Origin of the sequence: Flavobacterium sp. UGB4466 (assembly GCF_903469665.1) — a bacterium.
In the GTDB taxonomy this organism is placed as follows: domain Bacteria; phylum Bacteroidota; class Bacteroidia; order Flavobacteriales; family Flavobacteriaceae; genus Flavobacterium; species Flavobacterium lipolyticum.
Window position 1 is genome coordinate 19421 of sequence record NZ_CAGKLC010000051.1, and the last position, 14577, is coordinate 33997.

Annotated in this window: 8 protein-coding genes and 1 pseudogene; 4 read left to right on the top strand and 5 right to left on the bottom strand. The window is 39.0% G+C overall.

Translation table 11 applies throughout. From position 1 onward, the window contains the following. Positions 1-223: 223 nt before the first annotated feature. From JO950_RS13265 to JO950_RS13280, 4 genes are all read right to left on the bottom strand, one after another. A complete protein-coding gene (locus JO950_RS13265) occupies positions 224-1759 on the bottom strand; it encodes a RagB/SusD family nutrient uptake outer membrane protein (protein WP_202703075.1) in 1536 nt (511 codons plus the stop codon). Between the two features lie 20 nt (positions 1760-1779). After that, positions 1780-5169: a SusC/RagA family TonB-linked outer membrane protein gene (locus tag JO950_RS13270; protein WP_202703076.1), complete on the bottom strand. Its 3390-nt coding sequence runs from the start codon at positions 5167-5169 to the stop codon at positions 1780-1782. A gap of 187 nt (positions 5170-5356) precedes the next feature. After that, the gene (locus JO950_RS13275; RefSeq protein WP_202703077.1) at positions 5357-6277 is read right to left on the bottom strand and encodes a FecR family protein; all 921 of its coding nucleotides are present in this window, start codon (positions 6275-6277) and stop codon (positions 5357-5359) included. A 114-nt stretch (positions 6278-6391) separates the two neighbouring features. After that, entirely contained in the window at positions 6392-6949 is a 558-nt protein-coding gene (locus tag JO950_RS13280) for an RNA polymerase sigma-70 factor (protein ID WP_202703078.1), read from the bottom strand. Between the two features lie 762 nt (positions 6950-7711). Between JO950_RS13280 and JO950_RS13285 the strand changes: the two genes are divergently transcribed. Further along, complete coding sequence (locus JO950_RS13285; protein ID WP_202703079.1) at positions 7712-8266, top strand: phage tail protein; 555 nt, start codon at positions 7712-7714, stop codon at positions 8264-8266. 1 nt (position 8267) lies between these two features. On the opposite strand, the gene JO950_RS13290 is transcribed toward JO950_RS13285, so the two are convergent. Beyond that, a complete protein-coding gene (locus JO950_RS13290) occupies positions 8268-9287 on the bottom strand; it encodes a hypothetical protein (RefSeq protein WP_202703080.1) in 1020 nt (339 codons plus the stop codon). 86 nt (positions 9288-9373) lie between these two features. Here JO950_RS13290 and JO950_RS13295 point away from each other — a divergent pair, with 86 nt between their 5' ends. The 3 genes and pseudogenes from JO950_RS13295 to JO950_RS13305 all read left to right on the top strand — a co-directional run bounded on the left by JO950_RS13295 (position 9374) and on the right by JO950_RS13305 (position 14536). Further along, entirely contained in the window at positions 9374-11602 is a 2229-nt protein-coding gene (locus tag JO950_RS13295) for a SprB repeat-containing protein (RefSeq protein ID WP_202703081.1), read from the top strand. A gap of 27 nt (positions 11603-11629) precedes the next feature. Then, a pseudogene (locus JO950_RS22470) lies at positions 11630-11755 on the top strand (hypothetical protein); the annotation flags it as partial. Positions 11756-11884: 129 nt separating this feature from the next. Further along, entirely contained in the window at positions 11885-14536 is a 2652-nt protein-coding gene (locus JO950_RS13305) for a T9SS type A sorting domain-containing protein (RefSeq protein ID WP_202703082.1), read from the top strand. Positions 14537-14577: the final 41 nt, after the last annotated feature.

Sequence of the window (14577 nt, forward strand, 5' to 3'; positions counted from 1 at the left end):
TAAGAGTATAAAATCTATGTGTTTAAAATAATTACACCCAACGGCTTTCTTTGCTAATTAAGTATAAAAATGGATCTGTAAAATCGGTGGCAAAAAATATATGCTTACTAGGTGTTAAGCCCGGTCAAAATAGGTAGGCAATTTGCTTTTTTCTTTACAACTGCAAGCTCCACAACTAAGCCTGCAGCGTAAAAAAACTAAACAAACAAAATGAAACTACTAACTACCAACCTTTATTCTGGAAAAGAGCTCCTTTGCTCACGGCAATCTCATCCGGTGGTATTGGCCATACATGGTGAATGGCAGGATTAAAATTACGGGCAGGATAAATCACTGTTCCGTTGTAATGATGTAAAGGTTTTGCATAAGTCGCCTGAGCATCGCCCCAGCGTACTAAATCGAAATGACGGTCTGTCCATTCTCCTGCCAGCTCACAACGTCTTTCTCTTTTCAGATCCGTTAATGTGGCTCCTCCAATACTTGGTAAACCGGCACGATTTCGAATCAGGTTTATTTCGGTATCGGCACTTAGTCCTTTCATTAATTTTGCCTCAGCCAGCATCAGGATTACATCCGCATAACGCAAAAGAGGTAGATTTAAAGCGGTAGAAGGCTTGTCTCCGTTTGCATTTACATAACGAATATCAATTCCACCCGATGTCGTTTTTGGATAACCGAATGGCTCCATGTACTTTTTAAACTGATAACCGGTTCTGTTACTTGAACTGACCATATATTTTCCTTCATTAAAAGTGACTAATTCACCGAAGTACATAAACTTGTCTCCTTTTTGAAGAATTGTAGCACTTCGTCTTTTATCAGCAGGATCATACGTATCGAACAATTCTTTAGTAGGATAAAAATTTCCCCAGCCATTGTAAACTCCCCAGCCTTTATCTTCCAGGCATACTCCCGGAAAAATAGATCCTAAGCTTGTATTTTCGGCACTCGAGGTTACGGACCAAATGTACTCTGACGACCAGTTGTTTTTAATTTTAAAAACATCTTCGAAATTATCCAGTAATTTGTGTTTTCCACTGTTGACAATCATATTGGCATACTTAATCGCATTGTCCCAGTCTTTTGCATACAAATAGGTACGCACCAAATATCCCCATGCTGCCGTTTTATGCGCACGTCCGTAATTGTCTGAACTAAGTTCATTGAAATAAGGCAATAAATCGGCAGCTTTAATCAGATCGGCAGCGATATAGGCGTAGTTTTCAGCTACGTTTTTAGCACGCGGCACATATACATTGGTTGGGTTTTCTCTGTCCTGAATTGGAATCCCGGCACGATCATCTCCATAGTGATAGGCCAATTCCAAATGCATTACAGCATGATTGAAGTACGCTTCTCCCAACATCATGTTTTTTGTTTTATCGTCTAAAGAGATTTTCGGAATATTGCGAATCACATCGTTACAGCGTTTCATCACTTCATAGTGAAGTCTCCAAATGTCTTTGGTGTCCGATTCTGCTCCGTCAACAATAAAATTTTTGATTCGTTCCGCATTTTGTCTTGGTTTCGTTCCGATATCATCACTGGCATTGTTCAGCCAGAAAAATCCACGACCGTACATATTATCATCCGAATAGAGTGCATAAATCGCATTCACTCCCGCTTTTGCATCAGCAGGTGTTTTCCAGAAATTACCACTTGAAGGTGCTCCCTGAGGTACTAAATCAAGTTCATTTTCGCAAGCCGACATGCTCATTAAAAGCACCAGACTCCATAATAAAAGACTTAAATTTTTCATTTTATTTGTGTTATATTTTTTTAAAAAGTTGCGTTGACACCTGTCATATAAATACGGGATAGCGGATATTTTCCTAAGTCTAAACCGAAATTCCTAAGTCCCACTTCCGGATCCATTCCTGAATAATTAGTTATGGTAAAAAGGTTTTGCCCGGAGATAAAAAATCTAAGTTTCGCTTTTCCGTGTAACCATTGTTCTTTTACTGTATATCCAATCGAAACGTTTCGTAATCTCAGGAAAGAAGCATCTTCAATATAAAAATCAGAGATTCTTCCGAAATTATTATTGTTGTCTGTTGACGAAAGCACCGGAATATTGGTATTGGTATTCGTTGGCGACCATGCATTTTTAGAATCGGCTAATAAGTTATAGCCCGGGAAAGAAGCATTCACACCTGTATATTTTACGGCATTAAAAACTTTGTTTCCGGCTGTTCCGCTAAGGAAGATGTTCATATCAAATCCTTTGTATCTGAAATTGGTGTTTAAACTGAAGGTCGTTTTCGGAAAAGGACTTCCCAGCACTACTCTGTCACTGTTATTGATTACACCATCGCCATTTACATCTTTAAATTTAATGTCTCCTGCAACCGCATTAGGCTGATACACTACGCCTTTATTATTTACATAAGCTTTTGCTTCGGCATTACTTTGAAACAATCCGTCTGTAGAGTACCCGTAAAATGCTCCGACAGGACTTCCGACCTGATAGATATTAGCCAAAGGCAAACTACGAACACGGCTAAGATTTAAAGGCTCTAAGGAAGTTAAATCGTCTTTGATCGAAACAATTTTATTGCTTAAGAAGGCTGCATTTGCTGTTACATCAAATTTGAATTCGCCACGTGTTTTTTGGTAGGTTAAACTGGCTTCAATTCCTTTATTTTCAACATTACCCGAATTTACGATTCTTCCTAACGGAGTTCCTGAAACTCCCGGAAGCTGATCGCGAACCAACATGTCCTTATTCGTTTTAATGTAAGCATCTACAGATCCTGATAAAGCATTGTTAAACATCGTAAAATCCAATCCTACGTTGCTCTGCTCTGAACTTTCCCATCTTAAATTAGGATTCGACAATTCGCTCTCAGAATAACCGTAAGAGATTACCGGACTGCTTCCAATTAAAGCTTGTGTCTGCGTTAAAGGCACACTAAACTGGTAAGGTCCAAGATTTCCTAAGTTTCCAATCTGTCCCCAGCTTGCACGTAATTTTAAGTTGCTTACTAACGGGTCTATGCTTTTCATGAATCCTTCTTCAGAAATCAACCATCCGGCAGAAACAGAAGGATATACTTTCCAGCGGTTGTCTGAAGTTAGTTTTGAAGTACCGTCACGACGTATAATTCCTGAAATCAAATACTTTTGATTAAAGTCGTAATTCAGCCTTCCTACATAAGAAGAAATGATTTCTTCAAACATTCCTGCTTCTACCTGCTGCACTAACTTAGCATTTAATAAATAACGCTGTGATGGATCTTCATTATCAAAGCCTGTTCCCTGCACGGTATAAAAATCTCTTTTGGTTTGCTGATAGGTATATCCGGCAAGTGCTTTAAAATTGTGCTTACCTAATGATTTTTCATAAGAAAGTGTCTGCTCGCTTAATAAGTCAGTTGTGGTAGCAGAAGATTTTGTTAATCGGTTAAAATCAAATATTTTACCCGGTTCTGTTATTTTTACCGCAAAATCGGTTGCGTTGTTCTGAATTCTGGTATATCCCCAGTTTGATTTAAATTTTAAACCTGATACGATTTCCCATTCTGCATAAGGATTAATCAAAACAGTCGAAATCGGATTGCGGTTGTCCAGTCTTTTTAAATAGGCCACCGGATTGATTACGTCTCCATAAGAACCTATATATTTTTCAGGAACACCTCCAAACTTTCCTGAACCGTCTTCTCTATAGATCGTCGCGTTTGGCGGATAAAAGATCGCTGCTAAAATGGCTCCTGTGTAACCACTTGTTGTATTGGCTGCCTGACCGTCTGTTAAAGAGTACGACAGATTTTCACCCACTGTAAAATTAGGTGCCAGTTTAAAAGAGGAATTGGCTCTCGCTGTATAACGGGTCCCGTAGGTATTCAGCAATATTCCTTCGTTTTTGCGGTAACTTCCGGAAATAAAGAAATTAGATTTCTCGGTTTTACCATTTACTGAAATAGACAAATCCTGAATTTCGCCAGTACGGAAAATTTCATCCATCCAATTGGTCTTTGTGGTTCTGGCTGTTGGTTCAAAAGCCGGATCAAAAGCCGGAATTCTCGGCATACCTGCATTATCTCTGGCGGTGTTCATCGCATCCGCATATTCAGCCGCATTTAAAACGTCTAACTTTTTAGCTACGTTTTGAAAACCTCCCTGATAATTTACATTGATGTTTATACGTTCCGAAACTCCTTTTTTAGAGGTAATTAAAATCACTCCTCCTGAAGCTCTTGCTCCATAAATTGCTGCAGAAGCCGCATCTTTTAAAACACTTATCGAAGCAATATCGTTTGGATTTAAAGTGTTTAAAGAACCGCTGTAAATAATTCCGTCTAAAACAATCAGTGGTGTTTCGGCATTCAAGGATCCGATACCTCTGATATTAATTGTAGGCTCGGCAGTTGGATCACCACCGTTATTAATTACAGTAACACCTGCCACTGTTCCTTGCAGTAATTCTGCGGCACTATTGTAGGTTCTGCTTGAGGTTTCTTTCATCGAAACGGTTCCTACTGATCCTAAAACTTCATTCTTTTTTACACTTCCGTATCCCATTACAACCACTTCCTGTAGTTGTTTCATATCGGCCGCTAATTTGACACTTATGTTTTTATCGGATTGTGTCACTTTTATTTCTTGTGTCACATAACCTACATAGGAAAAGACAAGTACTGCGGCAGACGAATTGATTTCGATTTTAAAAGTTCCGTCAAAATCTGTAGTAGCTGTTGCATCTGAATCTTTGTCTTTGATTCCAACACCCGGTAACGGCATTCCGTCATCACCGCCAAAAACAGTTCCCGAAATGCTTATTTTGCCCTGACCGACGTCTGAAACTTTTATGCTTTTTTTAATCACAATATTGTTGCTGACCATTTCATATCTCAGCAGCAGATTGCTGCATATTTTATCCAAAGCCTGCTCCAGAGGCACATTATTAAGCTTCAAACTAATCTTTTGATTGGTATTGACCTGATTGGTTTCATACATAAAATGCACGTCAACTTGTTTTTCAATCTTCTGAAAAACACTCTTTATACTTTCGTTTTCTACTTTTAAAGTTACTCTTTTACCGATATCAAAACGGGCCGCTTTTACGGTTAATCCGATAAAAAATAGCGCCACGAAAAGCAGTGCCTTCGTTAGTACCGATTTATTAATGCTCTGAGCCTTTACGACATTCCGCATTTGCTTTTTATTCATGATTGTGTGTTTTTTAATTGTTTTTGATTGTGGAACGGTTTTCTACGTAGATTTTTTAATTTGATTTTTAAGGGAATTGTATTCCGGCTGATCGAAGCAGGAATTGGAGATTTTAAAAATTCACTCAACTCCGCTAACCCGCATTGCGCTATGCGAACTATTTTTCTCTCAACCGTATTTTTTAAACTTAACGGATGACATAAGTCCCCGACTCTATTTTGTAATCTGCATTGATAATATTGCACACCAAAGCAACGACCTGTCCTGCCGGAAGTTCTTTGAAATAAGCACTAATTTTTAAGTTGTTTAAATTTTTGTTTGCAATCTGAACGGTTACGTTATAATTTCGATTGATCGTTGCAATGACTTCCGGTAAAGGGGCATCTTCAAAAACGATAATATGCTTTCGCCATAACGAAATTGAATTCATTGGGATATCCTTAAACGCCTGAAGTTTGTTACTGTGCGATTTAAAAACCACTTTTTGCCCCGGAGTTACATATACATTTTCTTCGGTCACAGTTGATTTGACATTCACTCTTCCTGTCAGTACCGAAACTTCCTGAGTAGTCTGATCCGGATAAGCCTGCACGTTAAAACTCGTTCCCAGTACTTTGGTGTCCATTTTATCGGTATGAATGATAAAGGGATGCTTTTTATCTTTGGCTACATCAAAAAAAGCTTCTCCGATTAAATAGATTTCTCTGGTATCCCCTTTAAAAGTAACCGGATATTTTACGTGACTTCCGGCATTAAGCCATATCTGAGTTCCATCACTTAGAACTATTTTAGCGTGTTCTCCTGCTCTTGTTGCATATTGTCTGGTAATGGTTTTTAATGAGGATAAATAAAGGAAACAGGACAAGCTAACTACAAATAACAAAGAAGCTGCCACCGCCCAATTACTATTAGGAAAAGAAATAACCTTATCCGTTTTTTTAATATTTTGAATTTCCTTTTTTAACTTCGATTGGTCTGATGTGATCAATGCTATCGTGTCGAATATTTCTTCAGGATGATCGTACCAGTTATTCCATAATTCTTCCCCATTTAAAGAGGGCTTCCCTTCTAAAAAAAGTTTTATATCTTGATGTGATTTTTCAGGCATTATAATGTGTTTATCTCTTTAATAGTATGTCTTAGAAATAGTAATTTCAGGTAGGCGCTTAAGGTTACGCTTTTGTTAAGAAAAAATGCATAACCTTATATTAGCCATCTGCTATTAGTTAAATTCACCCAGGTAGTTTCGCATAAACTTTAATGCGTAGGCAATGTGATACTTTACCGTTTCGTGCGAAACATTAAGTTCTTCGGCTATTTCTTTGTTGGTGTAATGTTTGATTCTGCTGAGAATAAAAACTTCTTTGGATTTTTTAGGAAGCAATAACGCAGCCTTATCAACGGCTTCCTGCAGTTCTTCATAATAAATAGAATCTTCGGTAGTGTTGCTGCCGTCGCAATCATTGGTGTTTCTGTCTATAACCTCTCTTATATATTGATCGGTGAGGGTATGCAATTTTATATAATCTAAAGTGGTATACCGAACAGAGGTGTAGATATAAGCTGAAAATTTCTTTTGAATAACCAAACTCTTTCGCCTTTCCCAAATTGTTGTAAAAACTTCCTGAACAATCTCTTCGGAAACCGGAACCGACTTCATCCTCACATAAACAAACCGAACCAATACATCCCGATATCGGAAATACAATTCATCAAACGCTTTATCTTTTCCTTGTCTCAATAACTCAACAAGCTCCTCATCTGTAAACTTCTTATACATGAGACACTGTTTTTGAATGATTTGGCGAATGGAGTGTTCGAAATAGGACTTTCGATCCAATCTTTATACAGCGATGTATTCTGATTTTAAAAAATGACATATACTACAATTGTGTTGTTTATAATATGTCTTCAAAATTAAAGCTGAGGGTAGGTCTGGAAGGTTACGTTTACATTAATAAACTGAGCTCGTTATAAAACATTATATTAACATCTGATGCTTTATGTTACGTCAATATTGATAGGAGATCTTGTTCGATATCAGCTTTGTAAAGTGTCACTTGTTAAAGCAAAGCATACTGCAAGTAATTACGAATTTGCCGCAACGATCTTAGTATTTGGTGCAGAATTTTTTCTCCATAATTTTCATAATAATGTGTCAATAGAAAGCTTAGGTTGTACTATACCTCCTACAACTATCATATTTCTACCGTAAAATCGTGCAAAACACCAATAAACATAAGGATGTGGCTCATTTTTCTGCTACTTGCGATTTATCTCACTCATTATTAGTGTTTCCGACATTAAAAAGATATTTCATGACAATAAAAACCTTTCTCATGACATATTTTTCAGTTTCGGTGCCTAAGATTCTTAGTTTTAACCTGTTTTAGAAGAGAAAAACAGGTAGAAACACCTGTTTTTGAGAGTTTTATATTTTATATCTTAGTTGAAATATAAAAATTGTCCTTTTATTTCTTAGTTAAAAACACAAGTAATATCAAAAACAAATATAAACACTAACCTATTAACACTAAACACTATGGAAGAATTCATTGGAGTTGTAAAACTTTTTGCGGGAAATTTTGCCCCAAGAGGCTGGGCCTTTTGTAACGGACAAATATTGTCAATTGCACAAAATACGGCATTATTCTCAATCCTTGGTACAACCTATGGAGGAAATGGTCAGACTACTTTCGCTTTACCAAATCTACAAGGTGCAACAGCTATTGGACAAGGAACTTCACCTGGAGGAACTTACGTTCTTGGACAAGCTGCAGGTACACCAAACGTTTCAATTTTAACAAGCAACCTTCCTGCTCACGTTCACGCAGGACCTGGAAAAATTTCTGTGAGTGCAACAAATGCATCAGATTCAACACCGGTAGCCGGAGCATCGATAGCGATACCTGGAGCTGTTGTATCAAGAGTTTTTACACCAACATTAGGCTTTGCAACAGCAACTCCAAGTGTCGATTTATTAAGCAATGTAACCACTGGTGCCACTGGTAGCAATCTGCCTATCTCAATAATGCAGCCTTATGTAGCATTATCTTATATCATTTGTTTAGAAGGAATTTTCCCTTCCAGAAATTAAACTATTTAAGAGCATTTTTTACATTATAAGACCATTTGGGTATATCGCTGAAGTCGTATAAAAACTGAATTTCAGAATACTCTGTAAGATTGTACATAGAAACAAGACAAAAAGGGTTTGTAATATAAGACTCCGCAGTTTTTAAGTCGATGTCTTCAAATATCCTGATTTCAGTAAAAATACACACATCGGGATGGTTGCTAAAATCATCAGGCAGCTTATAAAAGTCACTTTTAAATTCTAAATCCTGACTTCTATTGCCAAAAAGTTCTTTGCTTATTGTAAATAATCTATCTACAAATACACTATGAGGATAGGGCTGTATTTCGTTACGGCCCTTAACCTCTGATTTAGCATTTTTTAATGATGGCTCATGATCGGAATAAGTATAACTCAAATCAATCTTGATTTCTTCGGGAATTAAAATTCCATGCGAAGACAGCTGCGAAACAATGTTTCGCGTAATCGCCACCTGCGGCTCTCGGGTAAGAGCATAATGCATCGTTTCGGAGATGGCCAGATCAATTGCAAACTCTTCAGGTTTTGTATACGTAATGGCATCTGTTTCGATTAATTCTAATGAATAATCGTTTAAACCGGTCACCGATAAAATATGATGTACAGATGCTATTGAAGCAGTATTGATATCCAGTAAAATGGCTTTAATTCTATCTTTATGAAACAAAGGAAGTAAAGGAAGAATTAAAGTTGCATAAGGGCCACAACCCGCATAAAGAACATTAATACTTCTCTCAGGGAAATCATTACACAATTTTGTCAGAGCCTTATAAACGCCTTTTATGAAATAAACCGTGCGTAAATAATCGTCAACACAGTCTGCCGCACCAGAGCTTGACAAAGCAACACCGCCTTTAACATGAACTTCATTGTTCTCAAAATGGTTAACTGTTGCGATTTTTTCATAAAATTCTGAAAGGTTTCGCGCACATGTGGTGTGTTCATCAATAGTATTTGACGCAATGATAGATTGAACAATAATCGTAAGCTCTTGTTTATACATGATACTCAATTTTAGTTAAAGCTTTAAAGTTGAAACTGAAAAACAAATGTAAGAATACAAAATGATAAATCTAATATCAGTTAATTATGAAAAAACTCTACCTATTACTCATTCTACTGTTTTTTACGCTGCAGCAATTGACTGCACAAACAGTAGAGACCTTCGAAGCTCAGACAATTAACCAGTCTAACTTTACCAGCAATGGTAAGACCTTTAATCTGACCAATACCTATATTTCTTTTCAGGTAGTTGCGTCGAGCGGTTTTGGTTATAACGGTTCCAATAATTACATACAAGTTTCAGATGGTCTAGCATCACAAAGTTTAGGACAAACCGGATTCATTACCGCTGCCTCAGGAAGCTTTAAGATGAATAGTTTATTTATTTACCTCGCAGGTGATTCTACTCAGAATCCTAATGTTACCTCAAATGGTGCTCCGGGTTCGGTTACCTTAACCGGAAAACTTGGAGGTGTAACACAATTCTCTATTGTAAAAAACACTACTGGCGCAAACATTGGTATTGCCTTACCTAATAGAGGTTTTATTCCTATTAACTTCGCAACAGACGGAGTTTCAAATTTTACCAATATCAACATTGACCAGCTTGAAATTCAGCTAAGCGCCAATTACGATTATTTTGCAATTGATAATTTTACCTGGGTTGATGGGGTAAGTTTACCAACAGTAACTACTACAACCGCTACAAATGTGGGTTCAACGAAAGCAATTATTGGAGGTAATGTAACTGGAAATGGCGGAGATGTCAACGTAGAAAGAGGAATAGTTTGGGCGACAACCGCAAACCCAACTATCGCAAACAATAAATTTCAAATCGGAACTGGAACTGGAATTTTTAGTAATACCGTAACAGGCCTTACTCCCGGTTCGACTATTCATTACAGAGCTTATGCTACTAATACAGCAGGTACAGCTTATGGTGCCGAGTCAACTTTCGTAACATCGGCTGCTTTAGCCACTTCTTCCACCTCAAAAACAGATGTGGCTTGTAACGGAGGAACTACTGGTGCTGCCAGTGTTACCGTAATTGGCGGAGTTACTCCCTATACCTACTCATGGTCTCCTGCAGGAGGTACCGGATCATCGGCAACCGGACTGTCTGCAAATGCATACACCGTTACAATTACCGATGCTGAATTGACACAAATTACCAGAAACTTCTCGATAACACAACCAACAGCACTAAATGGACTGCCTACGACAACGGCTGTTTCCTGTTTTGGAGGCAGTAACGGTACAGCAACAATAACTCCAACTGGAGGTACACCTGGATATACCTACTTATGGTCTACCGGAGCTACAACGCAAACTATAACAGGCCGTGTAGCCGGAACTTATAGTGTGATCATCACAGATGCTAACAATTGTCCTAAAACAATAAACAATATTGTTATAGGTCAGCCTGCTGCCGCACTTGACGGAACTGTTACTACCACAGCCGCTTCTTGTTTTGGACTTGCTAATGGTACAGCAACAGTTACACCTTCAGGAGGCACACCGAGCTATACCTATTCATGGGCTCCATCAGGAGGTACAGCAGCAACCGCAACAGGACTTGCCGCCGGAACTTATAGTGTTACTATTACAGATGCTAACGCATGTCCTAAAACGATAACGGGTATTGTGGTAGGACAACCAGCTGCCGCTCTTGATGGCACTGTGACTACAACAGCCGCATCTTGTTTTGGAAGTACTAACGGTACAGCAACAGTAACTGCAACCGGAGGTACTCCGGCATATACTTACTCCTGGTCACCAACCGGAGGTACAGCCGCAACGGCTACGGGACTTGCTGCCGGAACTTATAGTGTTACCATTACAGATGCTAACGCATGTCCTAAAACGATAACGGGTATTGTTATTGGCCAGCCTACAGCTCTTGACGGAACGGCTACTACAACAGCAGTTTCCTGTTTTGGAGCGAATAACGGTACGGCAACGGTTACCGCTTCAGGAGGTACACCAGGATATACTTATTCATGGACTCCATCGGGAGGTACGGCTGCAACAGCAACAGGACTTACCGCCGGAACTTATAGCGTTACTATTACAGACGCTAACGCATGTCCTAAAACGATAACGGGTATTGTGGTAGGACAGCCAGCAGCTGCTCTCAATGGAACTATCTCTACAACAGCCGTTTCTTGTTTCGGAGGAGCTAACGGTACTGCAACAGTAACTCCTAGCGGAGGAACTGCAGGATATACTTATGCATGGTCTAACGGAGCTACAACGCAAACCATAAACGGACTTATCGCAGGGACTTATAATGTTACCATTACAGATGCTAACTAATGTCCTAAAACGATAAACAATATTATTATAGGTCAGCCAGCCGCAGCTCTCGATGGAACTGTAACAACAACAGCCGCTTCTTGTTTTGGAGGATCTAATGGTACTGCAACAGTAACTGCAACCGGAGGTACTCCAGCTTACACTTATTCGTGGTCTCCATCAGGAGGTACAGCAGCAACCGCTACAGGACTTACCGCCGGAACTTATAGTGTTACTATTACAGATGCTAACGCATGTCCTAAAACGATAACGGGTATTGTTATTAGTCAACCAGCTGACGCCGTGAACGGGACTGTAGTTACAACAGCTGCTACTTGTTTCGGTAATGCCAATGGTTCGGCTACAGTTACTCCATCCGGGGGTGCCGGAAATTATACTTATTCCTGGTCTCCAACAGGTGGTACAGCGGCTACAGCAAGCGGGCTTGCTGCAGGAACTTATAGCGTGACCATTACAGATGCTAACGCATGTCCTAAAACGATAACTGGTATTGTTATTAGTCAACCAGCTGTTCTTAACGGAACTGCAACTACAACAGTAGTTTCGTGTTTTGGGCAAGCTGACGGTACTGCAACGGTTACTCCAACCGGAGGTACTTCGGGCTATACTTACTTATGGTCTAATGGAGCAACAACACAAAATATAACTGATCTTGTTGCCGGAAACTATAATGTGGTCATAACAGATGCCAACTTATGTACCAAAACAGTTAATAACATTATTGTATATCAACCAACTGCTATTACAGTTACCCCAGCACAAACTGATGTAACCTGTAATGGAGGGCAAAACGGACAAGCTTCGGCTACCGTAAGTGGCGGAAGCGGTAGTTATACCTATTCATGGTCTCCATCGGGAGGTACGGCTGCAACTGCAACCGGACTTACTGCAGGAACTTACACTTTAACGATCACTGATGGTAGTGGTTGTACTAAAACTCAAGTTTACAACATCTTAGAACCAGCTGCAATCGCAACTACAATTACAGGAACAAATGTTAGCTGTAACGGAGGAAGCAATGGTTCGGCTACTGTTAATGTAACAGGTGGAACAGGTGGTTATACTTACGTTTGGTCTCCAACCGGAGGAAATTCAGCAACTGCAAGTGGTTTGCCTTCAGGGAATTACTCCGTACTGGTTACTGATGGAAATGGATGTGCCAAAACTGCCAATATTGTGATCAACCAACCGGCTCTATTAACTGCCACCATTGCAACTCAAACAAACATTTCCTGCAATGGAGCAAGCAATGGAGCGATTACCACTACTATAACTGGCGGTACAACTCCATACACTTACTTATGGTCAAATGCAGCAACAACTAAAGACATCAGCGGATTAACGACAGGAACCTATACCCTAACAGTTACAGATGCTAATGGTTGTACTGCACCACTATCAGTAACTTTAACCACTACTCCTGATGTAACACCACCAGTACCAAATGTGGCTACTCTTCCAGTAATTACAAGTGCTTGTGCTGTTTTATCGGCTCAGATTCCAGTTCCAACTGCAACGGATAATTGTAGTGGAAATATTACTGCAACCACAACGAATCCTTTAACTTATAATACACCGGGAACCTATACAATTACCTGGACGTATACTGATGCCAGTGGAAACACAAGTACACAAAATCAGACCGTTAAAGTTCTTCCTTCGTCTATTCAAGCAGTAACTTTTAGCAATGCTACAGTAACCTACAACAAAAACCCACAAGCAATACAAGTTGCTAATTTACCTGCAGGAGCTACTGTTGCTTATACAATAGCACCTGGATCTACAGGAAATTCAGCTACAAATGCGGGTACATATACGGTAACTGCGCTAGTAACTCCTGCTGCAAGCGAGCCTAATTGTTCTCCAATTACGCTTACTGCACAGCTTACTATTCAAAAAGCAGCGCAACAAATTACTTTCGCAGCTTTAGGAGTAAAAACTCTTGGAACTATAAATACGTTCTCACTGGGGGCTACTGCCAGTTCAGGTTTAGCAGTGAACTATTCTTTCACCTACAAAACAGCTTTACCTGCTGCTACTGTTGCTCCATTAACTGGTCTCGTAACTATGTTAAGACCTGGAGAAGTAACAATTATTGCTGCTCAGGCTGGTGATGCGAATTATTTACCTGCTGCGGATGTTTCACAGCTTTTGGTGATCAAAAACAATGACATCACTGTTACTCAAATTACTGTTGGTACTAAAGTTTATCCAAATCCGGCTAAAACTATTAATTACCTGATGGCATGTGGCGAGAACAACGTAAATGTAGCATTGACCAATACAACCAATGCAACCTTTACTCCTGCAGCTAATTTTACGATCAATACACCTAAACCTGGAATTTATACGCAAAACGTAACAATTACTTCTGAAGACGGAAGTGCTAATGCTACTTATGCTATAACTGTAGAAAAACCATTTGGATTCTATGATATTGTACACCAAAAATTCAATAATGTACTTATCGTAAACAACAACCCTCAAACGAATGGAGGTTATGAGTTTGTTTCGTACCAATGGTTTAAAAATGGACAAGTAATTGGAACAAATCAATACTTTTCAGCAGGTGAGGCTCAATCTAATACATTGGATTTAACAGCCGATTATAGTGTAAAAATGACTACTAAAGATGGTAAAGTGCTGCAAACATGTCCTTCTAAAATTAAGACACAGAAATCACTTGAGGTTAAATTGTATCCAAATCCGGTTGAAACAGGAAAAATGCTTACTGTAGACGCTGATCTACCGGAAGGTGATTTAGAAAACATGCAAATAAGTCTTTACTCTGTTACAGGTAAACTACTTACAACAATGAAGTCGTCTACTGCTCAAACACAGGTGCAATTACCTCCTAGTACTGAGAGTAATATGGTTCTTGTAGTTATTGAATCAGGCAATATCAAAAAGTCATTCAAAGTACTTGTAAAATAATCAAAATCATGCCAGTACCACTTCAAAATGGTACTGGCTAA

Excerpts from the sequence above, each read along its gene's own strand:
- JO950_RS13265 (WP_202703075.1), bottom strand. The coding sequence starts at position 1,759 with ATGAAAAATTTAAGTCTTTTATTATGGAGTCTGGTGCTTTTAATGAGC.
- JO950_RS13270 (WP_202703076.1), bottom strand. The coding sequence starts at position 5,169 with ATGAATAAAAAGCAAATGCGGAATGTCGTAAAGGCTCAGAGCATTAAT.
- JO950_RS13275 (WP_202703077.1), bottom strand. The coding sequence starts at position 6,277 with ATGCCTGAAAAATCACATCAAGATATAAAACTTTTTTTAGAAGGGAAG.
- JO950_RS13280 (WP_202703078.1), bottom strand. The coding sequence starts at position 6,949 with ATGTATAAGAAGTTTACAGATGAGGAGCTTGTTGAGTTATTGAGACAA.
- JO950_RS13285 (WP_202703079.1), top strand. The coding sequence starts at position 7,712 with ATGGAAGAATTCATTGGAGTTGTAAAACTTTTTGCGGGAAATTTTGCC.
- JO950_RS13290 (WP_202703080.1), bottom strand. The coding sequence starts at position 9,287 with ATGTATAAACAAGAGCTTACGATTATTGTTCAATCTATCATTGCGTCA.
- JO950_RS13295 (WP_202703081.1), top strand. The coding sequence starts at position 9,374 with ATGAAAAAACTCTACCTATTACTCATTCTACTGTTTTTTACGCTGCAG.